At 72.9% G+C, this 25,116-nt stretch carries 25 protein-coding genes; 7 read left to right on the top strand and 18 right to left on the bottom strand.

Annotation, left to right across the window (positions count from 1 at the left end):
- Positions 1–31 precede the first annotated feature (31 nt).
- Positions 32–862, bottom strand: coding sequence for an alpha/beta fold hydrolase (locus ACWZEH_RS03865; protein WP_456195627.1), 831 nt, complete (start codon positions 860–862; stop codon positions 32–34).
- Positions 863–1,036: 174 nt separating this feature from the next.
- Here ACWZEH_RS03865 and ACWZEH_RS03860 point away from each other — a divergent pair, with 174 nt between their 5' ends.
- Positions 1,037–1,933, top strand: coding sequence for an RNA polymerase sigma-70 factor (locus ACWZEH_RS03860; protein WP_456195626.1), 897 nt, complete (start codon positions 1,037–1,039; stop codon positions 1,931–1,933).
- Between the two features lie 171 nt (positions 1,934–2,104).
- On the top strand, positions 2,105–2,866 hold the full coding sequence (locus ACWZEH_RS03855; RefSeq protein ID WP_456195624.1) for a GntR family transcriptional regulator: 762 nt from the start codon (positions 2,105–2,107) through the stop codon (positions 2,864–2,866).
- Between the two features lie 171 nt (positions 2,867–3,037).
- Here the strand turns inward: ACWZEH_RS03855 and ACWZEH_RS03850 are convergent, their stop codons facing one another.
- From ACWZEH_RS03850 to ACWZEH_RS03840, 3 genes are all read right to left on the bottom strand, one after another.
- The gene (locus ACWZEH_RS03850; RefSeq protein ID WP_456195622.1) at positions 3,038–4,195 is read right to left on the bottom strand and encodes an ROK family transcriptional regulator; all 1,158 of its coding nucleotides are present in this window, start codon (positions 4,193–4,195) and stop codon (positions 3,038–3,040) included.
- 166 nt (positions 4,196–4,361) lie between these two features.
- Positions 4,362–5,024, bottom strand: a complete 663-nt coding sequence (locus ACWZEH_RS03845; RefSeq protein WP_384007282.1) for a response regulator transcription factor — start codon at positions 5,022–5,024, stop codon at positions 4,362–4,364.
- A 36-nt stretch (positions 5,025–5,060) separates the two neighbouring features.
- A complete protein-coding gene (locus ACWZEH_RS03840; protein WP_456195620.1) occupies positions 5,061–6,269 on the bottom strand; it encodes a sensor histidine kinase in 1,209 nt (402 codons plus the stop codon).
- Positions 6,270–6,377: 108 nt separating this feature from the next.
- On the opposite strand from ACWZEH_RS03840, the gene ACWZEH_RS03835 reads away from it, so the two are divergent.
- Entirely contained in the window at positions 6,378–7,298 is a 921-nt protein-coding gene (locus ACWZEH_RS03835) for an ABC transporter ATP-binding protein (RefSeq protein WP_456195618.1), read from the top strand.
- Between the two features lie 2 nt (positions 7,299–7,300).
- A complete protein-coding gene (locus ACWZEH_RS03830; RefSeq protein WP_456195616.1) occupies positions 7,301–8,026 on the top strand; it encodes an ABC transporter permease in 726 nt (241 codons plus the stop codon).
- Between the two features lie 41 nt (positions 8,027–8,067).
- Here ACWZEH_RS03830 and mug read toward each other — a convergent pair whose 3' ends face one another.
- The 8 genes from mug to ACWZEH_RS03790 form a co-directional block, all read right to left on the bottom strand.
- Positions 8,068–8,565, bottom strand: coding sequence for a G/U mismatch-specific DNA glycosylase (gene mug, locus ACWZEH_RS03825; protein ID WP_456199422.1), 498 nt, complete (start codon positions 8,563–8,565; stop codon positions 8,068–8,070).
- 44 nt (positions 8,566–8,609) lie between these two features.
- Complete coding sequence (purB, locus tag ACWZEH_RS03820) at positions 8,610–10,052, bottom strand: adenylosuccinate lyase (RefSeq protein WP_456195614.1); 1,443 nt, start codon at positions 10,050–10,052, stop codon at positions 8,610–8,612.
- An 85-nt stretch (positions 10,053–10,137) separates the two neighbouring features.
- The gene (locus ACWZEH_RS03815) at positions 10,138–10,914 is read right to left on the bottom strand and encodes an SGNH/GDSL hydrolase family protein (protein ID WP_456195613.1); all 777 of its coding nucleotides are present in this window, start codon (positions 10,912–10,914) and stop codon (positions 10,138–10,140) included.
- Positions 10,915–10,994: 80 nt separating this feature from the next.
- On the bottom strand, positions 10,995–12,008 hold the full coding sequence (locus ACWZEH_RS03810; protein WP_456195611.1) for a hemolysin family protein: 1,014 nt from the start codon (positions 12,006–12,008) through the stop codon (positions 10,995–10,997).
- On the bottom strand, positions 12,005–13,426 hold the full coding sequence (locus ACWZEH_RS03805) for a hemolysin family protein (RefSeq protein WP_456195610.1): 1,422 nt from the start codon (positions 13,424–13,426) through the stop codon (positions 12,005–12,007). Before ACWZEH_RS03805 ends, ACWZEH_RS03810 begins: the two co-directional genes overlap by 4 nt.
- A gap of 208 nt (positions 13,427–13,634) precedes the next feature.
- Positions 13,635–14,081 (bottom strand): GNAT family N-acetyltransferase, encoded by a 447-nt coding sequence (locus tag ACWZEH_RS03800; protein ID WP_456195608.1) that lies wholly within the window; start codon positions 14,079–14,081, stop codon positions 13,635–13,637.
- A 114-nt stretch (positions 14,082–14,195) separates the two neighbouring features.
- Positions 14,196–16,763 carry an ABC transporter permease gene (locus ACWZEH_RS03795; protein ID WP_456195606.1) on the bottom strand — a complete coding sequence of 856 codons (2,568 nt, stop codon included), beginning with the start codon at positions 16,761–16,763 and terminating at the stop codon, positions 14,196–14,198.
- Between the two features lie 4 nt (positions 16,764–16,767).
- Positions 16,768–17,607 carry an ABC transporter ATP-binding protein gene (locus tag ACWZEH_RS03790; RefSeq protein WP_456195604.1) on the bottom strand — a complete coding sequence of 280 codons (840 nt, stop codon included), beginning with the start codon at positions 17,605–17,607 and terminating at the stop codon, positions 16,768–16,770.
- A gap of 185 nt (positions 17,608–17,792) precedes the next feature.
- Here ACWZEH_RS03790 and ACWZEH_RS03785 point away from each other — a divergent pair, with 185 nt between their 5' ends.
- Both ACWZEH_RS03785 and ACWZEH_RS03780 read left to right on the top strand, forming a co-directional pair.
- Complete coding sequence (locus ACWZEH_RS03785; protein WP_456195603.1) at positions 17,793–18,068, top strand: toxin-antitoxin system HicB family antitoxin; 276 nt, start codon at positions 17,793–17,795, stop codon at positions 18,066–18,068.
- A 4-nt stretch (positions 18,069–18,072) separates the two neighbouring features.
- Positions 18,073–18,447 (top strand): fic family toxin-antitoxin system, toxin component, encoded by a 375-nt coding sequence (locus ACWZEH_RS03780; protein ID WP_384007261.1) that lies wholly within the window; start codon positions 18,073–18,075, stop codon positions 18,445–18,447.
- Positions 18,448–18,489: 42 nt separating this feature from the next.
- On the opposite strand, the gene ACWZEH_RS03775 is transcribed toward ACWZEH_RS03780, so the two are convergent.
- From ACWZEH_RS03775 to bioB, 4 genes are all read right to left on the bottom strand, one after another.
- Positions 18,490–19,182, bottom strand: coding sequence for a class I SAM-dependent methyltransferase (locus ACWZEH_RS03775; RefSeq protein ID WP_456195601.1), 693 nt, complete (start codon positions 19,180–19,182; stop codon positions 18,490–18,492).
- Positions 19,183–19,348: 166 nt separating this feature from the next.
- Complete coding sequence (bioD, locus tag ACWZEH_RS03770) at positions 19,349–20,065, bottom strand: dethiobiotin synthase (protein WP_456195599.1); 717 nt, start codon at positions 20,063–20,065, stop codon at positions 19,349–19,351.
- Position 20,066: 1 nt separating this feature from the next.
- On the bottom strand, positions 20,067–21,347 hold the full coding sequence (locus ACWZEH_RS03765) for an adenosylmethionine--8-amino-7-oxononanoate transaminase (RefSeq protein WP_456195597.1): 1,281 nt from the start codon (positions 21,345–21,347) through the stop codon (positions 20,067–20,069).
- Positions 21,340–22,578 (bottom strand): biotin synthase BioB, encoded by a 1,239-nt coding sequence (bioB, locus tag ACWZEH_RS03760; protein WP_456195595.1) that lies wholly within the window; start codon positions 22,576–22,578, stop codon positions 21,340–21,342. Before bioB ends, ACWZEH_RS03765 begins: the two co-directional genes overlap by 8 nt.
- 146 nt (positions 22,579–22,724) lie before the next feature.
- On the opposite strand from bioB, the gene ACWZEH_RS03755 reads away from it, so the two are divergent.
- The gene (locus ACWZEH_RS03755; RefSeq protein WP_456195593.1) at positions 22,725–23,852 is read left to right on the top strand and encodes an 8-amino-7-oxononanoate synthase; all 1,128 of its coding nucleotides are present in this window, start codon (positions 22,725–22,727) and stop codon (positions 23,850–23,852) included.
- An 87-nt stretch (positions 23,853–23,939) separates the two neighbouring features.
- Here ACWZEH_RS03755 and ACWZEH_RS03750 read toward each other — a convergent pair whose 3' ends face one another.
- Together ACWZEH_RS03750 and ACWZEH_RS03745 are read right to left on the bottom strand one after the other, a co-directional pair.
- Positions 23,940–24,164, bottom strand: coding sequence for a DUF397 domain-containing protein (locus tag ACWZEH_RS03750; RefSeq protein ID WP_456195592.1), 225 nt, complete (start codon positions 24,162–24,164; stop codon positions 23,940–23,942).
- Positions 24,165–24,173: 9 nt separating this feature from the next.
- The gene (locus tag ACWZEH_RS03745; protein ID WP_456195590.1) at positions 24,174–25,034 is read right to left on the bottom strand and encodes a helix-turn-helix domain-containing protein; all 861 of its coding nucleotides are present in this window, start codon (positions 25,032–25,034) and stop codon (positions 24,174–24,176) included.
- Between the last annotated feature and the right edge of the window lie 82 nt (positions 25,035–25,116).

Raw genomic sequence — 25,116 nt, 5'->3', positions numbered from 1 at the left:
GACGCGCCGCCGGCGCCGTGTACCGCCCCGTTCAGCGGCTGCCGTCGAGCAGGACGCGGGCGACCAGGGCCGGGTCGTCGTTCATCGGGACATGGCCGCAGCCGGGCAGCCGGATCAGCCGCGCTCCAGGGATCGTCTGCTTGGCGCGGACCCCCTGACGCGGGATGAGCAGCCGGTCGCGGGCGCCCCAGGCGACGGTGACCGGGATGCCGGGCACGTCGTCGGCGAACCGTACGGCGGTGCCCGCCCGGAGCGTCTCGGTGAAGCCGGCGGCCCCGGCGAGCGCGCGGGTCTCGGCGACCACCGCCTCGGGGGAGCGGCGGCCCGGACGGGCGTAGATGGTGCTGGTCAGCGCCGCACGCCCGGCCGCCGAGCGGGCGAGCCGCTCGACCAGGGGCAGCGGCATGCGCTCCGCGATCCGCCGCATTCCGATCAGTACGCCGAAGGCGTACCGTCGCTCCGCCCGGGTCCAGAACCCGGCCGGGGACAGTGCGGTGACCGACCGTACGCGCTTGTCACGGCCGAGCTCCAGGGCCAGCAGACCGCCGAGCGAGTTGCCCGCGACATGGGGCCGGTCGAGTTCCAGCTTCTCGCACAGGGCGACGAGGGCGGCGTTCATGGTGGGCAGGTCGTGGGTGAGGCCGCCCGGCAGTGCCGGGGAGGCGCCGAAACCGGGCAGGTCCACGGCGATCACCTCGCGCTCGGTGGCGAGGATGTCCACGACCGGGTCCCAGGCCTGGCGGTGATGACCGATGCCGTGCAGCAGGAGCAGCGGTTCGCCGCGGCCCACGCGCGCGTAGGAGAGGGTCACGGTCTGTGGGCCGTGCGGAGAGGTGACCTCGAAGGAGACGGTCGCGGACATGAAGGTGCTCCTCGTCTGGGACTCGCGGTGGGACGCCGCCCGATGCCGTGGACAGCTTGTCAGCAATCGCTACTGGCGGGTAGCCCTCCCTCGGGTGCCCGCTTCCGGGCCCCGGCTCCGCGAGGTGCCCGAATCCGCCTGGACACCGCCGCGCGGGTCGGCTGGGATGCGGGGGTGAGCACCGACAGCACCGACACCGTGACCAAAGCCTTCGAAGAGCACCGCCCCGTCCTCCTGGGGGTCGCCTATCGCATGCTCGGCCGGGTGGCCGACGCCGAGGACGTCGTCCAGGAGGCGTGGCTGCGCTGGGCGGGCGGTGACCGGTCCGAGGTGCGCGAGCCGCGCGCCTACCTGGTGCGCGTCGCCACCCGCCTCGCCCTTGACCGGCTGCGTCAGATCAAGGCACGGGGTGAGACGTACGTCGGCCCGTGGCTGCCCGAGCCGTACGTCACCGATTTCGGCGACACCGCTCCCGACACCGCCGAGCAGGCGGTGCTTGCCGACTCTGTCTCCCTCGCCGTCCTCGTCGTCATGGAGTCGCTGTCCCCGCTGGAACGCGCGGTGTTCGTCCTGCGGGAGGCGTTCGGCTACCCCTACTCCGACATCGCCGTCCTGCTCGACCGCGGCGAACCGGCGGTGCGTCAACTCGCCGCGCGGGCCCGCAAACACGTCGAGGAGCGCCGCCCGCGCTACGACGTGGACCCTGCCCGGCGACGCGAGCTGACCGAACGGTTCCTGGCGGCGGCGGCCGGCGGCGACCTGGAGGGGCTCATGAAGCTGCTCGCCCCCGACGTACGGCTGGTCGGCGACAGCGGAGGCAGGACGCGCGCCCCGCTGCGCGTCCTGGAGAGCGCCGACAAGGTGGGCCGTTTCCTCGTCGGTGTCACCCGCAAGGGCTTCCTCGACCCCTCGGTCCGTCTCCTGGAACTCAACGGGGGCCCCGCGGCACTGGTCCTCACCGGGGGCAGGCCCGATTCCGTCTTCCAGTTGGACATCGCCGAGGGGCGGGTCCAGACGGTCTACGTCATCCGCAACCCCGACAAGCTGCGCGCGCTGGCGGCCGCCGAGTAGGGGCCGGCCACCCGCACACGGGGCCCGCGTCGTCCGGCGTGGGCCCCGTCGTCATGTCCGATTGGTATTGACCAAGGATGAGGGTCGCCATATGGTCGCAGAGAAGTGAAACAACCTTTAATAAACAAGGGCGCTAAAACGCCACCGGACCCAACGATCGCGGAGGACAGGGTGGGGACCACGCAGTTGGAAACGGTGCCGGAACCGAAGTACTGGCATCTCAGGACCGTGCTCAGCGAGGCCCTCGACTCGGAGTTCGCGGTGGGCGAGATCCTGCCCAACGAGCGCGATCTGGCCGCCCGCTTCGGCGTCGCCCGTGCCACGCTCCGTCAGGCACTGGAGCAGCTGGAGCTGGAAGGCAGACTGCAGCGCCGCCGGGGCGTGGGCACCACCGTCGCCCCGCCGCGCATGGGAGTGTCCCTCGGCACGGCGCAGCACGCCTGGCCGGGCGGATCCGACGACGCGTGGCAGGCCGCGGACTGCACGCTGGAAGCGCCGCCCGCGGCCGTCGCCGACACCCTGGTGACAGGACGGGACGAGCCCGTGCACACCGTGCGGCGGTCCCGGGTCTCGCAGGGGCAGCCCGTCGCCGCCGAGCTCCTGTACATCCCCGCTTCCTCGGTGCCCGACCTCTCCGCCATCGACGCCCCGTCGGGGGCGGCCCGCGCGCGTGCGGTGCTGCGCGAACTGCAGCACCTGGAACTGGAGCGGCACGAGAACGCGGTGGAGCTCGGCTCCGCCCGCGCGGACGACGCGAAGGAGCTGGACCGCCTGCCGGGCGCGCCCGTCCTCGTCGTCACCACCCGCTTCATCGCACGGGGCCGCGTCGCCGCGCTCTCCGTGGCCACCTACCGCGCGGACACCTGCCGGCTGACCTTCGGCGATTTCGGAGGCGTGGAGATCCACCACGGCCCCGAGCGCCGCGCCTCCTGAGCTTCGGCGTCTTCGGGCGCCGACCGCGGGCGACGGGACGTGCGCTGCCTGCGGGGCGAGGACCGGGGGAGCGGACCGGCGACGGGGCACACCGGCCGCCGTCGGGCCGCTCCGAGCCCGTCGGGGCAAGGCACGCCTGGGACGCGTGGTGCCACGTGGGCGGTCCGCCGCCTACCGGCGGGCCGTCACCGTGCCCTCCACCGCGAAGAGTTGCTCCTCCACATGGTCCAGGGCGAGACGTACCGCACCCGTCGCCACCGCCGCCTCCCCGAGGCGGGACAGGGCGACCTTCGGCGGACGCAGGCAGTAGCGGGCCAGCTCGCGCCGCAACGGCTCCAGTACGCCGTCCAGCCCGGCCGCCCAGCCGCCGATCACGACGAGTTCCGGATCCAGGGCCAGCACCAGTGCGGCCACGTCGTGGACCAGCCGCTGGATGAAGCGGTCCATGGCCGCGAGAGCCCGTTTGTCGCCCTCACGGGCCTGGGCGAAGACCTCGGCCACCGCTTGTTCGTCGAGCGGATGCAGCGGCTCGTCCGTGGTCGACAGCAGCTTCTCGGGGGTCGCCTCACGGCCCAGCAGATGCAGCGCGCCGATCTCACCGGCCGCCCCGCCGTACCCCCGGTGCAGCCGCCCCCCGATCAGTGAACCGGCGCCCGGACTCAGTCCGGCCAGCACGAACACCACGTCGTCGGTCCCGGTGGCGACGCCCTTCCAATGCTCGGCCACGACCGCCGCGTTGGCGTCGTTCTCGACCAGCACCGGACACCTGAAGGACCGGCTCAGCCGCTCGCCCAGATCCAGCCCCGTCCACCCGGGCAGCGCCGTGCCCAGCCGTACGGTGCCGTCCGCCTCGACGATCCCGGGCGTCCCCACACCCACGGCCCGCAGCGAGCCGCGGGGCACGCCGGCCCGGCGCAGCAGCTCGGCGACGGCGGCGCGCAGCCGTTCCAGCCGCTCGTCGGCACCGGCACTCTCCCCGACGTCCTTGGCCTGAGCGCCGATCACCCGGCCGTCCAGGTCGGCCAGCAGGGCCGCCACCCGGTGCGGCCCGATCTCCAGGCCCAGCAGATGCCCGGCCTCCGCCCGGAACCGGAACCTCCGGGCCGGCCGCCCCTGGCGCCGCGCCGCACCCTCCTCCGCCGCCTTCTCCACGACGAGGCCCGCCTCGATCAGCCCCTCGACAACGCCCTCGACGGTGGGCCGCGACAGCCCCGTCACCCTGGTGACCTCGGTCAGCGTCGCGCAGTCCGTGGCCCGCAGCGCGTGCAGCACCACCGCGGAGTTGATCCTCCGCAGCAGCGAGGGATCCCCGCCGGTCAGCCGACTCACCGTCCGTCCTCCCAGCTCGTGCGCGTGTGGGGCGGATCGTACTCGGCGCGGCGGGCCCCGGCGACCATCGGGCACGACCACCTCCGGCCCACGACCGGAGCCCGCCGCGGCCCGCCCGGCCGTTCACACGCCCCGTCCCACCCAGGTCGGCTCCGACGCGCCCGCCTCACCCGGGCGCCACGAACCCCGACTCGTACGCCGTGATCACCGCCTGCGTGCGGTCACGCGCCCCGAGCTTCGCCAGCACGGCGCTCACATGCGACTTCACCGTCTCCACCCCCACCACCAGCCGGCCGGCGATCTCCGCGTTCGACAGGCCCCGCGCCATCAGCCGCAGCACCTCCGCCTCCCGCTCCGTCAACCGCGCCCGCTCCAGCACGGCCCGCGCCGCGTGATTGCCACCGCTCTCACCGTACTGGGCGGCCAACTGCCGGACCGACGCCGGAAACAGCAGCGACTCGCCCTCGGCGACCAGCCGCACCGCGTGTACGATCTCGGCGGGCCGCGCACGCTTCAGCAGGAACCCGTCGGCGCCCGCGCGCAGTGCCTCGTACACGTACTCGTCCTGCTCGAACGTCGTCACCACAATGATCTTCGGCGGGTCCTCGACCGTCCGCAGCACGGCACGCGTGGCCTCGATGCCGTCCATCAGCGGCATGCGGACATCCATGGCGACCACGTCCGGCCGCAGCTGCCGCACCAGCGGAATCACCGCCGCTCCGTCGGCCGCCTCCCCGACGACCTCGATGTCGGGCTGCGCCTCCAACACGGCCCGCAGGCCCGTGCGTACGAGGGGTTCGTCGTCGACGAGGAGAACGGTGACCGGCATCCGGTCAGCCTACGGCCTGGTGCGCCACACCCCGCCTCAGCCCAGCGGCAGTTCGACCCGGACCCGCCAGTCGCCCTCGTCCGGACCGGTCCGCGCCCGGCCACCCAGCAGCGCGGCGCGCTCGCGGATGCCGCGCAGGCCGCTGCCGCGCCCGGGACCCGGTACCTTCCCGGCGAGTGGATTGCGGATGTCCAGCAGCAGTGTGCCGTCGGCGACCTGCACCCCCACCCGCACCGGAACCGGCCCCGCGTGCCGCAGCACGTTGGTCAGCGACTCCTGCAGGATGCGGTACCCCTCGCGCGAGACCGGGCCCGGCACGGTCTCCAGAGGGCCGGCCACCTCGGCGTCGATCTTCACACCGGAGGAACGGGCGGACTCCAGCAGACGGTCGGCGTCCACCAGCGTCGGCCGGCTGCTCACGGGCCTCTCCGGCTCGCGCAGGATGCCGAGGACCCGGTCCAGGTCCTCCAGGGCGGTCCGGCCGGTCTCCTCGATGGCTTCCAGGGCCCGGTCGGTGAAGGCGGGATCGCCCGCAGCCCGCGCGGCACCGGCCTGCACCACGGCGACGGTCAGGGCATGGCCGATGGTGTCGTGCAGTTCGCGCGCGATACGGGTGCGCTCGAGGAGCTGCTCGGTACGGGTCTCCAGCGCGGCCAGACGCTCGGCGGGGGAGGGGCCGAGGAGCCTCAGGGCGAGCACGGTGATGAGCCTGCCCGCCCCGACCACCAGCCCGGCGAGCAGGAGCACCGGCAGGGGGACCAGCAGCGCGTGCCACCAGTGCTGTCCGGGAACCTGGACGAACGTCGCGGGGTCCGGTGCGCCGCCACGGGCCGTTGCCACCAGGTCCGTGGCGAGCATGGGGAGATGAATGGTGAGGAAGGAGACCACGCAGCCGATGGCCAGGCGGCACTGGAGCCATACGACGGTCCGCCCGCGGTCCGCCCACCCGGTGGCCGGAGTCGTGACGATCTCCCTGGGACCCGCCCCCTCCGCCTTCCCCGGATCTCCCGTGTGCCGGGGGTCGTCCGCGCCGTGACGGCGGCCGAGGAGCAGCACGGAGGCCTGGATCCCCTCCGCCGTCCGCATCGCGGGGACCAGTCCGGCGAGTGCGAGGAGCACCACGGCGACGTACATGCGGGAGCTGTCGATGAGGGACCACATGGTGGGCCACACGACGGTGATGAACAGATGCAGCCACCGCGTGTACGTCACCGCCCGGGTGAACGGGCGCAGCATGCGGGCCATGGGGACATCGTGGCACCGCCACCGGCGACGGACCTCCCCCGTACGGGGGAGACGATCTCCCCGCCCGGGGGAGGCGCCGGACCCCGGGCCGCGGCCACGCTGGTGCACATGACCAGCATCGACGTCCACGACCTGACCAAGGAGTACGGCACCCGGCGAGCCGTCGACCACCTCACCTTCCGGGTCCTGCCCGGCCGCGTCACCGGCTTCCTCGGCCCCAACGGCGCCGGAAAGTCCACCACCATGCGGTTGGTGCTCGGCCTCGACCGCCCGACGACCGGCACCGCCACCCTCGGCGGCCGTGCCTATGCCACGCTGCGCGAACCGCTGCGCCACGTCGGCGCCCTGCTGGACGCGCAGGCCGCGCACGACTCCCGCACCGGCCGTGACCACCTGCGGGTCCTGGCCGTGAGCAACCGCATCCCGGACCGCCGGGTCGACGAGGTGCTGGAGGAGACCGGTCTGGCCCCGGCGGCCACGCGCAGGATACGGACGTACTCCCTGGGCATGCGCCAGCGGCTGGGCATCGCCGCCGCCCTGCTCGGCGATCCGGAGGTGGTGATGCTCGACGAGCCCTCCAACGGCCTCGACCCGGAAGGAATCGTGTGGGTGCGGCAGTTGCTGCGCCGGCTCGCGGACGAGGGGCGCACCGTGCTGGTCTCCAGCCATCTGATGAACGAGACCGCGTCCTTCGCCGACCATCTCGTCGTCCTCGGCCGGGGCCGGCTGCTGGCGGACACCCCGATGCGCGCGTTCATCGAGGCGCGCGTGCGACCGGCCGTCCGTATCCGCACCTCGGACCCCGTCGCGCTCAAGAGCGCGCTCGCCCCGCACGGTCACGAGGCGGTCGAGCAGCAGGACGGGCACTGGACCGTGCCGCACGCGCGCGTGGACGACATCGGGCGCCTCGCCTCCGCCGCGGGCGTACCGATCCTCGAACTCACCGCGGACGAGGGCACGCTGGAACAGGCCTATCTGGACCTCACAGCAGCCGAGACCGAGTTCGCCGCACCGTCCCAGGAGGCCTGACCATGCAGTTCGCACCCGTACTCCACGCCGAGTGGCTGAAGATCCGCACGCTCCGCCCGCTGCCGGGCGCGCTGGCGGTGCTGTTCGTGACGGGCACCGCGTTCTCCGCGCTCGGCGGTGCGTCGAGCACGTCGGAACCGGAGTTCGACCCGCTGTTCACGACCCAGTTCGGGGTCTACCTGGGGCAGATCGCCGCGATCTCCTTCGGCGCCATGGCGGTGTCGGCGGAGTTCCGCGGCGGCGCGCTGCGGCTGTCGCTGTCGGCGGTCCCGCAGCGCGGACCCTGGTTCGCGGCCAAGACGACCGCCATCGCCCTGCCGGCGCTCGCCGTCGGTCTGCTGACCGCCCTGGTATCCCTCTTCGCCGCGAGAGCGACGATGGGTTCCGTGGCGGACGGGCTCACCGCGGGCGAGCAGACGCGTGCGGTCGTCGGCTGCGGCATCTACCTCATGCTGATGGCCCTGTTCGCGGCCGGACTGGCCACCCTGCTGCGCAGCGGCGTGGCGACGTTGTCCGTGCTGATCCCGTTCATCCTGATCGTGTCGTTCGTGATCGGGGACGCGGCCGGCACCGCCATCGGCTTCATGCCCGACCGGGCCGGACAGGTGATCCTCCAGCAGACGCACGACGGGCCGCTCGGACCCTGGTCGGGGCTGGGGGTGACCGCGCTGTGGGCCGCAGCAGCGCTGCTGGCGGGCGCCTGGAGCCTGCGTCGCAGGGACGCCTGACCGGAGGCCGGCCGACGCCCCGCCGGTGGGCGGTCCGGTGCCTACCGACGCGCGGCCTCCCGCAGCCGCGCGAACTCCTCGGCCAGGGCCGCCGGCGTCCAGTGCGCGTTCAGCCCGCTCGGGTTGGGCAGGACCCACACACGCGTGTCGCCGATCGTCCGCGCCTGCGGCCCCACCTTCGCCCCGCGGTCGTCGAAGGCGACCCGGTACGCGGTGACCCCCAGGACGGCCAGCCACCGCGGACGGAGCCGGGCCACCTTCAGGGCGAGCAGCCGCCCGCCCTCCCGGTACTCCTCGGCGCTCAGCTCGTCGGCCCGCGCGGTCGCCCGCGCCACGACATTGGTGATGCCGAGCCCGTACGACAGCAGCTCCTCCTGCTCGGACGGCACCAGCAGCCTCGGCGTGAAGCCGGAGCGGTGCAGGGCCGGCCAGAAGCGGTTGCCGGGGCGGGCGAAGTGGTGGCCCGTCGCGGCCGTCATCAGGCCCGGGTTGATGCCGCAGAACAGCACGTGCAGGCCGTCCGCGGCCACGTCCGGCACCAGCCGGTCGCGGGCGGCCCGCAACTCCTCCGGGGTGAAGCGCCTCAGAGGATCGCCCCGGGGGTGTACCCGGCGGCCTCCGGGTGCTGCTTGACGATCTCCTCGATACGGCCCACGACCGCGGAGACCTGGGCGCTCGCGGCACCCGTGAAGGACAGCTTGTCCGCCATCAGCGCGTCCAGCGCGGGCCGGTCGAGCGGGATCCGCTCGTCGGCCGCGAGCTTGTCGAGCAGGTCGTTGCGCTCGGCGCCCTGCTCCCGCATCGCGAGGGCCGTGGCGACGGCGTTCTCCTTGATCGCCTCGTGCGCGACCTCACGGCCGACACCCGCGCGCACCGCGCCCATCAGCACCTTGGTGGTGGCCAGGAACGGCAGGTAGCGGTCCAGTTCCCGGGCGACGACCGCCGGGAACGCACCGAACTCGTCGAGCACCGTCAGGAACGTCTCCAGCAGCCCGTCGAGCGCGAAGAACGCGTCGGGAAGCGCCACCCGGCGCACCACCGAGCAGGACACGTCACCCTCGTTCCACTGGTCGCCCGCCAGTTCCCCGGTCATCGAGGCGTAACCGCGCAGGATCACCATCAGGCCGTTGACGCGTTCGCAGGAACGGGTGTTCATCTTGTGCGGCATCGCCGACGAGCCGACCTGGCCCGGCTTGAAGCCCTCGGTGACCAGCTCGTGCCCGGCCATCAGCCGGACCGTCTTCGCCAGCGACGAGGGTGCCGCCGCCAGCTGCACCAGCGCGGTCACCACCTCGTAGTCCAGCGACCGCGGGTAGACCTGGCCGACCGAGGTGAACGCCTCGGCGAAGCCCAGGTGCCCGGCGACCCGCCGCTCCAGCTCCGCGAGCCTGTCCGCGTCGCCGCCCAGCAGGTCCAGCATGTCCTGCGCCGTACCGACCGGGCCCTTGATGCCCCGCAGCGGATAGCGGCCCAGCAGCTCCTCCAGCCGGCCGTACGCGACGAGCAGTTCGTCGGCGGCGGTGGCGAAGCGCTTGCCGAGAGTGGTGGCCTGGGCCGCCACGTTGTGCGAGCGGCCGGCCATGACCAGCTCGCCGTACTCACCGGCCAGCTTGCCGAGCCGGGCCAGCACCGCCACCGTACGGCCGCGCATCAGCTCCAGCGACAGCCGGACCTGCAACTGCTCCACGTTCTCGGTGAGGTCGCGGGAGGTCATTCCCTTGTGCACGTGCTCGTGCCCGGCGAGGTCGTTGAACTCCTCGATCCGCGCCTTCACATCGTGCCGGGTGACCTTCTCGCGCTCCGCGACAGAGGCCAGGTCGACCTGGTCGAGGACCCGCTCGTAGTCGGCGATCGCCGACTCCGGCACCTCGACGCCGAGGTCCTTCTGCGCCCGCAGCACGGCGAGCCAGAGTTGCCGCTCGAGCCTCACCTTCTGCTCGGGGGACCAGAGCGTGGCGAGCTCGGCGGAGGCGTAACGTCCGGCGAGGACGTTCGGGATACGGGGCTTGGCGGGCTCAGCAGTCACGTGCACGGAGTTTACTGGTGATTCGTGCAGGTCGGTGCCACGGGGTGATCTGGAGGAAGCTACGAGGCGAGGCGGCGGCCCGCCGTCACCGCAGGTCGTACGGCAGCAGCTCGGGGCGCTTCGGCGGGAGGCCGTCGCCCGAGGAACGGCCGGTGAGACGGCGGCCGATCCACGGCAGCAGGTGCTGCCGCGCGAACCGGGCGTCCGCGACCCGCCGGGCCGTCCAGCCGGGCGGCAGCGAGGCCGGCGGGGGCAGCTGCCACTCGGGATCCTCGGGCGGGTAGCCCAGCTTCTGCCACACGGCTTCCGCGACCCTGCGGTGCCCGTCGGCGGTCAGATGCAGCCGGTCCACGTCCCACAGCCGCTGATCGCCGAGCGAGGGCGCCCCGTACAGGTCGACGACCAGCGCGCCGTGCCGTTCGGCCAGCTCGTCGATACAGGTGAACAGTGCCTCCATACGCGGCCGGAACCGCTCCTGTACGGGGCCCTGGCGGGCCGGGCTGCGCATCAGCACCAGCTGCTTGCAGTGCGGGGCCAGCCGCTCCACCGCCTCGGTCAGCAGATCCCGCACCATGACCATGTCGCACTTGGGCCGCAGTGTGTCGTTCAGCCCGCCGACCAGGGTGACCACGTCGGGCCGCATGGCCGCCGCCGCGTCCACCTGCTCACCGACGATCTGCCGGATCAGCTTGCCGCGCACCGCGAGGTTGGCGTACCGGAAGCCGGGCGCGACGGCCGCCATCCGCGCGGCGAGGATGTCGGCCCACCCCCGGTACGTGCCGTCGGGCAGCAGGTCCGACATGCCCTCGGTGAAGGAGTCGCCGACCGCGACCAGGCTGGTGTGAGTGGGGTTCGTCTGCATGGCGCCAGAGATGGTATCCCGTGCACATACCCGCCGGTCGGTCGGCTCCCTCCCCGAGCGGGGCCCGTCGGGGCCACCGCTCAGGCCCGCTGGCCGAACAGCTCCTGCAGCACGTCCTCCATCGTCACCAGGCCCGCCAGCCGTCCGTCCGCCCCGAGCACGGCCGCCAGGTGCGTACGGCTGCCGCGCATCGCGGTGAGGACGTCGTCCATCGGCGTGCTCTCCCGCACCCGCGCGATGGAGCGCATGTCCCGCAGCAGGAACGGCATGTCGCGCGGTGAGGCGTCGAGGGCGTCCTTCACGTGCAGGTAGCCGACGATCCGCCGGCCCTCGTCCACCACCGGGAAGCGGGAGTACCCGGACTCGGCCGAGAGCGCCTCCAGCCCCTCGGGGGTGACGCCCACGCGTGCGTAGACCACGCTCTCCAGCGGCAGCACCACATCCCGCACCGGCCGGCGGCCGAGCTCCAGCACGTCGTTCAGGCGCTCCTGCGCGCGGTCGTCGATCAGACCCGCCTCGCCGGAGTCCTTCACCATCTGCGCCAGTTCCGCGTCGGAGAAGGTCGCCACGACCTCGTCGCGCACCTCGACCCGCAGCAGCCGCAGCAGCGCGTTGGCGAAGGCGTTGATCGTGAAGATCACCGGGCGCAGCGCCCGGGACAGCGTCACCAGCGGCGGGCCGAGCATCAGCGCGCTGCGCACGGGCTCCGCCAGCGCGATGTTCTTCGGCACCATCTCGCCCAGCAGCATGTGCAGGTACGTCGCGAGCGACAGGGCGATCACGAAGGACACCGCGTGCCCCGCGCCGTCCGGCACGCCCATCGAGTGGAACGCCGGTTCCAGCAGGTGCGCGATGGCCGGCTCCGCGACCACACCGAGGACCAGGGTGCACAGCGTGATGCCCAGCTGCGCGGCCGCCATCAGGGCGGACACGTGCTCGAGACCCCACAGGACGTTCTTGGCGCGCCGGTCGCCCCGGTCGGCGTACGGCTCGATCTGGCTGCGGCGCACCGAGATCAGCGCGAACTCGGCACCCACGAAGAAGGCGTTGACGACCAGCGTCGCCAGACCGATCAGCAGCTGTACGACGATCATCGCCGGACCCCCTTCTCACGCGTCGTGCCGGGCCGGACGGCCGTCCGGCCGTCCGGCCCGGCGAACGGCCCGGCACCGGGCCGTTCGTCCCCCGCCTCCTGCGGGTGCGGGTCGGGGAGCGGGGCGTGCAGCAGTACGCGTGCCGCGCGACGGCCGGTCGCGTCCAGCACCTCCATCCGCCAGCCGACGACCTCCAGGGTGTCGCCGACGGCGGGGATCCGGCCCAGCTCGGTGGCCACGAGCCCGGCCAGGGTCTCGTACGGCCCGTCCGGCGCACGCAGGCCGACCCGCGCGAGCTGGTCCACGCGCGCGGAGCCGTCGGCCGAGAACAGGTCGTGCCCGCCCTCGTCGGAACCCGTCCGGGCCAGGTCGGGGGTCTCGTGCGGGTCGTGTTCGTCGCGGACCTCGCCGACGACCTCCTCGACGATGTCCTCCAGCGTGGCCACGCCCGCCGTACCGCCGTACTCGTCGATCACCACGGCCATGGTGCGCCGGCCGGAGAGCCGGTCCAGCAGCCGGTCCACGGTGAGCGATTCCGGGACCAGAAGCGGCTCGCGCATCATCTCCGACACGGGGACCCGGGCCCGGCGTTCGGCGGGCACCGCCAGTACGTCCTTGACGTGCGCGGTGCCGACCACCGAGTCGAAGGTGCCGCGGTACACCGGGAACCGGGACAGCCCCGTCGCCCGGGTCGCGTTCGCCACGTCCTCGCAGGTCGCCTGGACCTCCAGCGCGACGACCTGGACACGCGGGGTCATCACGTTCTCCGCGGTGAGATCGGCGAGGTTCAGGGTGCGGACGAACAGCTCCGCGGTGTCGGCCTCCAGGGCGCCCTCCTTGGCGGAGTGCCGGGCCAGGGCCGCCAGTTCCTGGGGGCCGCGCGCGGAGGCCAGTTCCTCGGCGGGCTCCACACCGAAGCGGCGCACGATGCGGTTCGCCGTGTTGTTCAGGTGCGTGATGAAGGGGCGGAAAGCGGCACTGAACCAGCGCTGCGTGTTGCCCACGTTCTTCGCGACGGTCAGCGGCGACGAGATCGCCCAGTTCTTGGGCACGAGTTCGCCGACCACCATCAGGAAGACGGTCGACAGGGCCGTGCCGAGCACCAGCGCCAGGGAACTCGCCACCGACGCGGAGATGCCGACGGCCTCCAGGGGGCCGGAGATCAGCGCGGCGATCGACGGCTCGGCGAGCATGCCGACCACCAGATTGGTGACCGTGATGCCGAGCTGCGCCCCGGAGAGCTGGAAGGTCAGGTTCCGTACGGCCTTGAGGGCACCGGCGGCACCCCGGTCACCGCGCTCCACGGCCCGCTCGAGGTCGGACCGCTCGACCGTGGTGAGGGAGAACTCGGCCGCGACGAACGCGCCGCACGCCAGGGAGAGCAGGATCGCCACCAGAAGAAGGAGCAGCTCGGTCATCGGGTCACCTCCGTCCCGCGGCCGGACGGGAAGCGAACGAGTGCACGATGCGAGGTGCGGCGACGTCGGGTACTTCGATGCCGCGTTCTACTGGGAGGCTCGCCCATGGGCGGACGCACACAACCTTTCATGGAGGACCGAGTGACCCACCCAGAGTAAGGGACCGCCAAAGGTCACCGGCGAGGTCGTCCACCGTCCGCAGGCACGCTCAGAACCTGCCGTCCGGGGAGTTGCCCGGGAGCGGCTTGACCCAGCGACGCCAGTGTTCCTCGGGCGCGTACCCGGCGGCGCCCCACGCGCGGTGCACGGTCTCGTTGCGTCGCAGCACCATGGCGTCCGCGCGGCGGCCCCCGAGGCCCGCGAACCGCTCCTCGGCGGCGGCCAGCAGCGCGGAGGCGATGCCCTGCCCGCGGTGGTCCGGGTGCACCGCGAGCCGGTACAGATGGCAGCGCCGGCCGTCGAAGCCGGCGATCACGGTGCCGACCGGTTCCGCACCCTTCTCGGCGAGGATCAGGGACTCGGGGTCGCGGGCGACCAGCCCTTCCACGCCCTCCCGGTCGTCGCTGATGCTCGTGCCCTCGGCGGCTGCCCTCCAGAAGGCCGGCACGGTGTCGAGATCCTCGGGTGTCGCGGTCCGTATGCGCAGCTCGGTCATGCGCCGATCCCAGCACGCGGCCCGGCCCGCGACACGGAATTCCACGATCCGGACGCGCACGCCGGCCCCGCACGCCGGCCCCGCACGCCGGCCTCGTGCGCCCGCCCGCGAGGGTCACTCGTGCGCGATCGCCTCCAGGACGTTCATCCGCGACGCGCGCAGGGCCGGCAGCAGTGCCGCCGCGATGCCGACCACCGCCGCACCGATGACGACGGCCACGACGGTGCCCCAGGGGATCGCGAGCGCGGTCATGCCCTGCAGCGCCAGCACCTGCTGTGCGCAGACGCCCCACACCAGCCCCAGTGCGAGACCCAGCACCGCGCCGAACACGGCGATCACCACCGACTCCAGCCGGATCATCCGCCGCAGTTGCCGGCGGCCCAGTCCGATGGCCCGCAGCAGCCCGATCTCCCGGGTGCGCTCCACCACCGACAGCGCCAGGGTGTTGACCACGCCGAGCACCGCGATGATGATCGCCAGCCCCAGGAGGGCGTAGACGAGGTAGAGCAGGACCGCGATCTGGTCGTGCACGAGGTCCTTGTAGTCGGCCTGGTCACGTGCCTGGACCTGCGGATACGGGTCGAGCGTCGTCTCCAGCCGGTCGCGGAGCTCATCCGTGCTCGTGCCGTCGGCGGCGTTCACGTACAGCGCGGAGTCCTGCCCGCCGGGCACGTACTTCTCCACCGTCGCGATACCGAAGAACAGCCCGCCCCGCATACCGAGGCCCTCGCCGCTCTCCATGTCGGTGAGGGCGCCCACGGTCAGCTCGGCGCGCTGTCCGCCCGGGAACTCGACCGGGACCACACTGCCCGCCCGGACGCCGTGGTCCGCGGCGAAGCCGGCGTCCATGGCGACGCGGCCGTCGGCCAGGGCAGCCGCCGTGTCGCCGTTCGTGTACGTGACCCGGGCGACGTCGTCGACCCGCTCGTCGTACCCGGCGGCGGTCGTCTCGATCCGCTCCCCGTCCGGCAGCCGCACCGCCACCGGCGCGAACCGCTGCCGCACGACGACGCCCACGCCGTCCGTCTCCCGCACCCGGTCGGTGACCTCCTGGGGAAAGGGCAGGAAGTTGGCGTTCTGGATGACGAAGTCGGCGCCCAGCGTCCTGTCGATCTGCTCGTCGAAGGAGCGCGACATGGAGGCGCTGGCCACCGACATGCCGCCGACCAGGGCGAGCCCCACCATCAGCGCGGCGGCGGTGGCACCCGTACGGCGGGGATTGCGCAGGGCGTTGCGCTGGCTCATCAGGCCCACCGGCCCGTACAGGGCGGGGAAGGCCCCGCCCAGCACCCGGATCACCGGCCGCACCAGCAGCGGACCGGCGACGACCGTCGCGATCAGGGTGAGGACGACCCCGAGCCCCAGCAGGGACGCCGCCGGCCCCGTCCCGGTGGAGACGGCGCAGCCCACGAGGGCGGCCGCGCCGAGCGCCCCGACCACGGAACCCGCCACCGCGCGGGTCCGCAGCGGCCGGCCCAACCCGGCGATCTCGGCATCGGCCAGGGCGGCCATGGGAGACACGGCCGCCGCGCGGCGGGCCGGCGGATACGCGGCCACGAAGGTGACCCCGACCCCGACCACGTACGCCGTGACGGGTGTGACCCATCCGATGACCATCTCCGTGGTCCTCAGGTTCATGCCGAAGACGCTCATCAGCCGGATCAGTCCGTAGGCGAGCCCGACGCCGGCCACGAGGCCCAGCGTCGAGCCGATCAGGCCGAGCAGCACCGCCTCGGTGAGCACCGAGCGGCGCACCTGACGCCGGTCGGCGCCGAGCGCCCGCAGCAGCCCGAGCTCGCGGGTGCGCTGCGCGATCAGCATCGAGAAGGTGTTGACGATCAGGAATATGCCGACGAGCACCGCGATCCCGGCGAAGCCGAGCATCACGTACTTGATCACGTCGAGGAACCCGCCCAGCTCCTCGGCAGCCGTCACGGCCTGTTCGTCGGCCGTCTCCACCTGGTAGGTGCCGGCGCCGAGCGCCTCGGTGACCCGGTGCCCGAGCTCCTCGTCGCTCACGCCCGGCGCGGCCTCGACCGCGATGCTCGTGGCCCGGTCCGCGGAGCCCAGCAGTGCGGTGGCGGCGATCTCGGGCTCGAGGAAGACGAGGGCCGTGCCGGGGTTCGTGGTGGTGAAGGTGGCGATCCCGACGATCTCGACGCGGAAGGTGCCCGGCTGCGCCTGCACCGAGAGGGTGTCGCCGATCGTCACGTCCTTGGCGTCGGCGGTGTCCGCGTCCAGCACGGCCTCCCCGGCACCGCGCGGGGTGCGGCCCGAGGTCAGTTCCACGACGCTGCGTTCGTGGGCGTACCAGTCCACCGCGAGGGTGGGCGCGCCGGTCGTCGGGCCCACCGGCTCGTTGTCGCTGTCGACGACCGTGATGTTCCCGGCCTCGACGTCCGGGCGGGCGGACTCGACCCCGTCGATCCCGGCCAGCCGTTCGGCGAGGGAGGCGGGCACGGTCCGGACCTCGCCGGTGGGCACGGCCGAGTCCAGGTCGTCCGGGGGCGAGACCGTCACGTCGGCGGAGGCGGAGGCGAAGAGCCGGTCGAAGGTACGGGAGACGGTGTCCGAGAAGATCAGGCTGCCCGCGACGAACGCCACGGAGAGGACGACAGCCAGTGCGGACAGCAGCAGCCGACCCTTGTGCGCGAGGAAGCTCCTGAGTGTCGCCTTCAGCACGGTCTCAGTCCTTGCCGTCCTTGCCGGGGGCCGGCTCGTCGGGCACGGCACCCTCGCCGCCGGCCTGGGCGCGGATCACGTCGAACCGCTTCATCCGGTCGAGCACCGCCTGTGCCGTGGGCCGCTCCATCTCGTCGACGATCCGCCCGTCGGCCAGGAACAGCACCAGGTCGGAGTGGGTGGCGGCGCCCGGGTCGTGGGTGACCATCACGACGGTCTGGTTCAGCCGGTCCACGGCCCCGCGCAGGAACCCGAGCACCTCCAGTCCGGCACGCGAATCGAGATTGCCGGTCGGCTCGTCCGCGAAGATCAGCTCGGGCCGGGAGGCCAGCGCCCGCGCGCAGGCCACGCGCTGCTGCTGGCCGCCGGACAGCTGCGCCGGCCGGTGCCGCAGCCGGTCCCGCAGGCCCAGCGTGTCGATGACCTGGTCCAGCCACTTCTCGTCGGGCTTCTGGCCCGCGATGTCCATGGGGAGCGTGATGTTCTCCAGCGCGTTGAGCGTCGGGATGAGGTTGAACGACTGGAACATGAACCCGATCCGGTCCCGGCGCAGACGCGTCAGCTCACGGTCCTTCAGTCCCGTGATCTCGGTGTCGCCGAGCCACACCTGTCCGGCCGAGACGGTGTCGAGCCCGGCCAGGCAGTGCATCAGCGTCGACTTCCCCGACCCCGACGGACCCATCACCGCCGTGAACCGGCCGCGCACGACGTCCACGTCCACCGCGTCCAGGGCGAGCACGGTCGTCTCGCCGGATCCGTACGCCTTGGTCAGGCCGCGGGCGCGGGCCGCGACCGAGTCGGCCGACGCGAGGCCGGGGGCATGTTCCGCAGCGGATGTGGACAAGACCGCCTCCTCCGTGTGGACACCGGGCCGTGCCGGTCATGGTGGTCGCGCCCGAGGGTAGTGTGATGGCGCCCACACCGGATATCCCCCGTAGGTGCAGAACCGTGTCATTCCAATGTAAGGGGCATCTTTACTGCCTCCGTAGACTCTTGCCGGTGCTAGCGTCGGCGCGCTAGCTTCAGGGTATGGCGAAGACCCAGCTGAACGTACGCGTGGACGAGGGCACCGCCCGAGCGGCGCGGGAACGCGCCCTGGCCCGCGGGATGAGCGTCAACCGCTACATCGAGGAACTGGTCCGGCAGGACGCCGGTGAGGCCGGCCGCACCTTCGTGGAGGCCGCCGCCGACTTCATGAAGCAGTACGAGACCGTCTTCGCCGAGGAGTTCGACAAAGGTGCGTCCGCCCGCGTCACCCCGCGAGCGGGGGAGGACCGCGAAGGCCCGCGCGAAGGTCGCCCCTGATCCCTTGGACAACCTGCGCATCGACCTCGCCTGGCTGCTGATGCTCGCCGAGCGGCAGACTCCGGGGGACCCCCAGGTCACCGACTGGGGAGCTCTCGTCGCCGCCGTCGCGCGTCACGAGGCCGAGATATTCGACGTCCCCGTCTACGGCAGCCCGCACGCCCGCGCCGCCGCCCTGCTCCAACTGCTGCTCCACGTGCCCGCGCTGGAACGCTCCAACGCCCTGTTCGCCTCCGCCGTCGCGTACGCCTACCTCGTCGCCAGCGGGCTGAAGGTCGTCACCTCGCCGGAACAGGTCCGCGATCTGGCCCGGCTGGTCAAGAACGGCGAGGCCTCCGTGGACGACATCGCCGCCGAGCTGCGCCGCTGGAGCGAGTGAGCGGCCGAAGTCCCGGAGCCGGCGAGCAGCCGGAGCCGGTGATCAGCGCCTGTCCGTCGCCGTGTCGCCCGCCGGCCGCCAGGCGGTGCCCAGCACGCAGTACGACGTCGGCAGCACGGGCCCGTTCTCCGGCATAAGCGTCCGCCGGTACGGGCCGAGTTCGAAGCCCGCCTCCCGCAGCGCGCCGACCGGCTCCCGCGCCACGTGGCAGCCACCTGTCAGCGGCGGCCACACCGTCCGGTCCAGGGCGTGCTGGGTGAAGCGCATGACCCGGCCGCCACCCCGTCCGTGCTCGAAGAACCGCACCTCGCCACCCGGCCGCAGTACCCTCCGGAGCTCCGCGAGCGCCCGCGGCACGTCCCGCACACTGCACAGCACCAGGGAGACCACCGCCGCGTCGAACGCCTCGCTCTTGACCGGCAGCGCCTCCGCCGCACCCGGCGCGACATCCACCGGGACGGCGGCACGCAGGGCGGCCTCCACGGCGAGCCTGCGCAGCACCCGCTCCGGTTCGATGGCGACGACCTCCGAAACGGTGTCCGGATAGTGCGCGAAGTTGAGGCCGTTACCCGCGCCGACCTCGATCACCCGCCCGGACAGTCCGCCGAGCAGCCGCCGACGGACCGAGGCCATGCCCGCACGGGTCTCGGCGGCCTCACTGAACCGGGCGTAGCAACGGGCGAACAGCGGGTGGTGCACGGGATCCCGCGCCACTTTCGCGGAGCCGGCGGACATGGGTGCCTCCCTGTCTGGACGAACCCGGGAACCGAGGCGGATCACGAGGGTCCCGCCCCCGGCGGGACGAGCCCCGGGCCGACCGGGGCCCTACCGTGATTGTCCCCCGTGAGTGCCCCGCGCATCCCTCACAGCGGCGCCCGGAGCACAGGGCCCGCGCGGGGGATCAACCGGTCTCCCGCCCCCGGAACACCGCCGCGTCCCACGTGCCGTCCAGCCGCGCCGCCAGCCACTCGGGCGCCGACGTCCGGAAGCCGGCCGGGGCGAGGGCCGCCGCGCCGGCCGGTACCGCGCCCAGCAACGGCACCCCCGTCACCTCCGGCAGGTCCCGCAGGTTGCAGCGCTCGGCCAGACCGGGCTCCGCGGGCCAACTGCCGATCACCACGCCCGCAGGAGTGAGCCCGCGCGAGCGCAGTTCACGGGTCGTCAGCTCCGTGACGTTCAGGGTGCCGAGACCCGCCGCCGCCACCACCAGCACCGGCGCCGACAGCAGCGCCGCCGCGTCCGCCAGCGTTCCGCCGTCCTCGTCGAACCGCACGAGCAGCCCGCCCGCGCCCTCCACCAGCACCAGATCGTGCTCGGCGGCCAGCTTGGCGGCGGTCTCGGCCACGTCGTGCGGACACACCGGCGCCCGGCCCGCCCGGCGGGCGGCGGTGGCGGGCGCCAGGGGGTCGGGATACCGGGCGAGTTCGGCGGCCGTGACGGCCCCGGCGAGCCGCGCGACCTCCTCGACGTCCCCGGGTTCGTCCGGCCGCACCCCGGTCTGGGCCGCCTTCAGTACGGCCACCGACCGGCCGGCCCCGAGCGCCGTCGCGGCGACCGCGGCCGTCACCACCGTCTTCCCGACCTCGGTGCCCGTGCCCGTGATCACCAGTACCGGCATGTCATCCCTCCTCGGCCGCCGCGCACACCGCGTCCGCGATCAGGGCCACGTCCGTGTCGCCGGTGACGTACGGCGGCATGGTGTAGATCAGATCCCGGAACGGCCGCAGCCACACGCCCCGGCGCACCGCCGCGCGCGTGGCCGCCTCCATGTCCACGGCGCGATCGAGCTGGACGACACCGATGGCGCCGAGGACCCGCACGTCACGGACGCCCGGCAGACGGGCCGCCGGCGCCAGCCCGTCCCGCAGGCCCGACTCGATGCGCTTGACCTCCGCGAGCCAGTCCTGCCCGAGCAGGAGTTCGATCGAGGCGCAGGCCACGGCCGCCGCCAGCGGATTGCCCATGAACGTCGGACCGTGCGCCAGCACCGGCACGTCGCCGCGCGAGATGCCCTCGGCCACACGCGCGGTGCACAGCGTCGCAGCCATGGTCAGATAGCCGCCGGTCAGCGCCTTGCCCACGCACATCACGTCCGGCGTCACCGCCGCGTGCCCCGCCGCGAACAGCGCGCCCGTACGCCCGAACCCGGTCGCGATCTCGTCGAACACCAGCAGCACGTCGTGCGCGTCGCACGCCTCGCGCAGCACCCGCAGGTACGCGGGGGAGTGGAAGCGCATGCCGCCCGCGCCCTGCACCACCGGCTCGACGATCACGGCCGCCAGTTCACCGGCGTGCCGCCCGATCAGCTCCCGCAGGTGCTCGGCGTACGACTCCTCGTACTCGGCAGGCGGGGCCTTCGCGAACACCTGTTCCGGGAGCACCCCGGTCCACAGTTCGTGCATCCCGCCCTCGGGATCGCAGACCGACATCGGCTGCCAGGTGTCCCCGTGGTAGCCACCCCGCCAGGTCAGCAGCCGCCGCTTCCCGGGCAGCCCGAGCGAACGCCAGTACTGCAGGCACATCTTGACGGCCACCTCGACCGACACCGAGCCCGAGTCGGCGAGGAAGACATGCTCGAGGCCGTCGGGTGACATGTCTACGAGGAGCTTCGCCAGCCGGACGGCGGGCTCGTGCGTGAGCCCGCCGAACATCACATGACTCATCCGCCCGAGCTGGTCGCGCACGGCCTCGTTCAGCACCGGGTGGCTGTAGCCGTGGATCGCCGACCACCAGGACGACATCCCGTCGACCAGCTCGCCCGAGCCGTCGGCGAGCCGCAGCCTTACCCCGCTCGCCGACTCCACGACGAGGGGTTCCCCGCGGCCGGGCATGGGCCCGTACGGATGCCAGACATGTCGCCGGTCCAGCTCGAGAAGCTCGGGTACGGACCGCTCAGGCATTGGGCGCGAGATCCGTTCCGGCACCCCGCCGGCGGACGGCGACGAGATCGGTACGCGGTCCGTCGGCCCGGCCCGCCCCCTCGCTCACCGTCCCCGGACCCGCGTCCGTCCCCGTATCCACACGCGCCCCGGCGCCGGAGGATGCCGACCCGCATCCGCCACCGCCCTCGTGCGACCCGCATCCGCCACCCCCGTCGGGCGACCCGCACACGCTCGCACCCGCACCCGCCCGGTGTCCGGGCAGTGTCACGCGGTCGGTGCCCTCCACCTCGAACCCGGCGTCCGCGATCATCTCCAGGTCGGCCCGGCCCGCCTGGCCCTCGCTGGTGAGGTAGTCACCGAGGAAGATCGAGTTGGCCAGGTGCAGCGCGAGCGGCTGCATCGTGCGCAGATGCACCTCCCGGCCGCCCGCGATCCGCACCTCGGCGTCCGGGCACACGAACCGCACCATCGCCAGGATCCTGAGGCACCGCTGCGGGGTGAGGTTCCACTCCTTCGCGAGCGGTGTCCCCTCGAACGGGATCAGGAAGTTCACCGGCACCGAGTCCGGGTCCAGTTCGCGCAGCGCGAAGACCACGTCGACCAGGTCCGCGTCGCTCTCACCCATGCCGGCGATCAGCCCGGAGCAGGCGGACAGACCGGCCGCGTGCGCCTTCTGCACGGTGTCCACGCGGTCGGCGTACGTGTGCGTGGTGGTGATGTCCCCGTAGGTGGCCTCGGAGGTGTTGAGGTTGTGGTTGTAGGCGTCCGCGCCCGCCTCGCGCAGCCGCTCCGCCTGGCCCTCGGAGAGCAGTCCGAGGCAGGCGCACACCTCGACGCCCTCGTTGCCCTCCTTGATCGCCTTGATGGTGTCGGAGACACGGTCCACGTCCCGGTCGGTCGGGCCGCGGCCGCTGGCCACCAGGCACACCCGCTTGGCGCCGCCCGCCAGCCCGGCCGCGGCCGCGTCCGAGGCCTGCTCGGGCTTGAGCCAGGTGTACTTCAGGATGCCGGCCTTCGAGCCGAGCCGCTGGGAACAGTAGGAGCAGTCCTCCGGGCACAGGCCGGACTTGAGGTTGACCAGATAGTTGAGTTTCACCCGCCGCCCGAACCAGTGCCGCCGCACCTTCCCGGCCGCGGCCACCACGTCGAGCAGATCGTCGTCGGACGTCCCGAGGACGGCCAGCGCTTCGCCACGGGTCGGCGTCTCGCGCCGAAGCCCCTTGTCCACCAGCGTGTTCAGCAGGTTCATGGGAGCCGATCCTGTCCTATTCGGCCGCCCCGGCCAAGGAGGGTTCGTACAACAGAGGCGCTGACGGCTGTGGGCATGGCCACACAGTGGCCGGCCGGCCGTCCCGCTACTGTCTGTCCACTGCCTACAAAACCACCGGAGGACCCATGGCGTTCGGCTGGATCGACGAGCAGGCGGCGCTGCGCCGCCGGGCCGGGCTCGTACGGACCCTGCGCCCGCGCACCGCCGACGCACCGCTCCTCGATCTGGCGAGCAACGACTACCTGGGTCTGGCCCGGCATCCGGAAGTGGCCGAGGGTGCGGCGCGGGCGGCGCGGACCTGGGGCGGTGGGGCCACCGGGTCCCGGCTCGTCACCGGCACCACCGAGCTGCACACCGAGCTGGAAGGCGAACTGGCCGACTTCTGCGGCTTCGAGGCGGCCCTCGTCCTCTCCTCCGGCTACGCGGCCAACCTCGCCGCCGTCACCGCGCTGGCCCCGCACGGCTCGCTGATCGTGTCCGACGCGGGCAACCACGCCTCGCTGATCGACGGCTGCCGGCTGGCCCGGGGCAGGACGCAGGTCGTGGCGCACGCCGACCCCGACGCCGCGCGCAAGGCGCTGAGCGGGCACGCCGGGGCCGCCGTCGCCGTGTCCGACACGGTCTTCTCGGTCGACGGGGACGCCGCCCCGCTCGCCGCGCTGGCCGGGGCGTGCCGTGAGCGCGGCGCGGGACTGGTGCTCGACGACGCCCACGGCCTCGGGGTACTCGGCGACGGCGGACGCGGCGCCCCGTACGCGGCGGGGCTCGCCGGCGCCGAGGACGTCGTGGTGACGCTCACACTCTCCAAGTCGCTCGGCAGCCAGGGCGGAGCCGTGCTCGGCCCGGCACGGGTGGTCGAGCATCTGGTCAACACGGCCCGCACCTTCATCTTCGACACGGGTCTCGCACCGGCGGCCGCGGGCGCCGCGCTCTCGGCCCTGCGGCTGTTGCGCCGTGAACCAGGGCGCGCGGCGCGGGCGGGCGCGGTGGCGCGCGACCTGCACCACCGGCTGACGGCCGCGGGCCTCGAAGCCGTACGCCCCGACGCCGCGGTCGTCTCCGTGCGTGCCCCGTCCCCGGAGCAGGCCGTGCGATGGGCGGCCGACTGCCGGGCGGCCGGCCTGTCCGTGGGCTGCTTCCGTCCTCCTTCCGTGCCCGACGGCATCTCACGGCTCAGACTGACCGCCCGCGCGGACCTGTCCGGGGCCGAGATCGAACGCGCTGTACAGGTGATCGGCGAGACGCGGCCATGAGTCGGCGAGGCACGGCCGTGAGCCGCCCGATGACGGGCGGTCGAGTACGGGTGGGCGAGTACGGGTGGGCGCCGGAGGACCGGCAGGTCAGTGAACCGCGGCCACGAACTTCGCCCAGCTCCCGGGGGAGATGAGCAGCGCGGGCCCGTCCGGGTCCTTGGAGTCGCGCACGGCGAGCAGTCCGGCACCGGGACCGGTGGCGGGCCGGGCCGTCTCGACGCAGTTGTTCGCGCCCGTGCTGTAGCTGCTGCGCAGCCACCGCACACCGTGCAGGTCGGTGCTGGAGGGAAGGGTCCGAGACGGTGCGGGCATCGTGCCTCCTTACACGCCGGCGGCTGTCCCGGCGATGAAATCCAACGAGTCCTCGGGCGAAAGGGCGTGGATCGAAAGGGCGTCGAAAGCCTCCGAGTACACCCGGAGGTCTTCTTTCCGCTCCAGATAGAGGCTACTCGTCAAGTGGTCGAGAACTACAACATCCAGATCAGAAGTGCGCGAAAATGAGAAGATTACGAAAGGGCCGGTGACGCCGATGTGCGCCCCGGCAGTGAACGGCAGTACTTGAAGCCGCACCTGGGGAAGGCGCGCCGCCTCCACGAGCCGTTCCAGCTGGCGGGTCATGACGCCGGGGCCGCCGACCTGCCGGCGCAGCACCGCCTCGTCCAGGACCGCGCTGAACCCCAGCGGCGGGTCCGCCCGCAGGACGTCCTGCCGGGCCAGCCGCACCTCCACCAGTGTGTCCAGCCGCTCCTCCGAAGTGCCCTCCAGCGCCGCCGCCGTCACGGCCCGCGCGTACTCGGGCGTCTGCAGCAGCCCGGGAACCACGGTGGTCTCCAGCGTGCGCATCGCGCTGGCCTGGGACTCCAGGCTGATGAAGTCCCGGTAGGTGGGCGGCAGTACACCCCGGTACGCGTGCCACCAGTGGTGTCGTCCGCTGCTGTCGCCCGGCCCCGCCAGCACCAGTAGCAACTCCCGCAACTGAAGGTCGGTCAGGCCATAGGCGTCGAGCAGTAACCGCACATCGGCCGGTTTCACCCCGCTCGTGCCCGTCTCGATCCGGCTCACCTTCGACTGGTGCCAGCCCACCAGCCGGGCTGCCTCACCACTGGTGAACCCCGCCGATGTGCGCAGCGAACGCAGTTCGGCGCCCAGTTTCCGGCGGCGTACCGCGGGACCGTGCTGCATGGCTTCCCCCTTACTCCCTCCGGGTCACCCACATACGGTCTCCCGTCGCAGAGTTCACCGCTTTGAGCGACAGATATATGCA

The organism is Streptomyces yamdrokensis, assembly GCF_053890455.1.
The sequence above is the reverse complement of the archived record's forward strand: the minus strand, read 5'-3'. Positions and strand labels throughout refer to the sequence as shown.

Coding starts and splice junctions, on each gene's coding strand:
- ACWZEH_RS03845 (WP_384007282.1), bottom strand. CDS start 5,024: ATGCCGGTCACCGTTCTCCTCGTCGACGACGAACCCCTCGTACGCACG.
- ACWZEH_RS03830 (WP_456195616.1), top strand. CDS start 7,301: ATGCAGTTCGCACCCGTACTCCACGCCGAGTGGCTGAAGATCCGCACG.
- ACWZEH_RS03835 (WP_456195618.1), top strand. CDS start 6,378: ATGACCAGCATCGACGTCCACGACCTGACCAAGGAGTACGGCACCCGG.
- ACWZEH_RS03785 (WP_456195603.1), top strand. CDS start 17,793: ATGGCGAAGACCCAGCTGAACGTACGCGTGGACGAGGGCACCGCCCGA.
- ACWZEH_RS03750 (WP_456195592.1), bottom strand. CDS start 24,164: ATGCCCGCACCGTCTCGGACCCTTCCCTCCAGCACCGACCTGCACGGT.
- ACWZEH_RS03810 (WP_456195611.1), bottom strand. CDS start 12,008: ATGATCGTCGTACAGCTGCTGATCGGTCTGGCGACGCTGGTCGTCAAC.
- bioD (WP_456195599.1), bottom strand. CDS start 20,065: ATGCCGGTACTGGTGATCACGGGCACGGGCACCGAGGTCGGGAAGACG.
- ACWZEH_RS03840 (WP_456195620.1), bottom strand. CDS start 6,269: ATGGCCCGCATGCTGCGCCCGTTCACCCGGGCGGTGACGTACACGCGG.
- ACWZEH_RS03775 (WP_456195601.1), bottom strand. CDS start 19,182: ATGTCCGCCGGCTCCGCGAAAGTGGCGCGGGATCCCGTGCACCACCCG.
- ACWZEH_RS03745 (WP_456195590.1), bottom strand. CDS start 25,034: ATGCAGCACGGTCCCGCGGTACGCCGCCGGAAACTGGGCGCCGAACTG.
- ACWZEH_RS03755 (WP_456195593.1), top strand. CDS start 22,725: ATGGCGTTCGGCTGGATCGACGAGCAGGCGGCGCTGCGCCGCCGGGCC.
- ACWZEH_RS03765 (WP_456195597.1), bottom strand. CDS start 21,347: ATGCCTGAGCGGTCCGTACCCGAGCTTCTCGAGCTGGACCGGCGACAT.
- ACWZEH_RS03805 (WP_456195610.1), bottom strand. CDS start 13,426: ATGACCGAGCTGCTCCTTCTTCTGGTGGCGATCCTGCTCTCCCTGGCG.
- ACWZEH_RS03865 (WP_456195627.1), bottom strand. CDS start 862: ATGTCCGCGACCGTCTCCTTCGAGGTCACCTCTCCGCACGGCCCACAG.
- ACWZEH_RS03800 (WP_456195608.1), bottom strand. CDS start 14,081: ATGACCGAGCTGCGCATACGGACCGCGACACCCGAGGATCTCGACACC.
- bioB (WP_456195595.1), bottom strand. CDS start 22,578: ATGAACCTGCTGAACACGCTGGTGGACAAGGGGCTTCGGCGCGAGACG.
- ACWZEH_RS03815 (WP_456195613.1), bottom strand. CDS start 10,914: ATGCAGACGAACCCCACTCACACCAGCCTGGTCGCGGTCGGCGACTCC.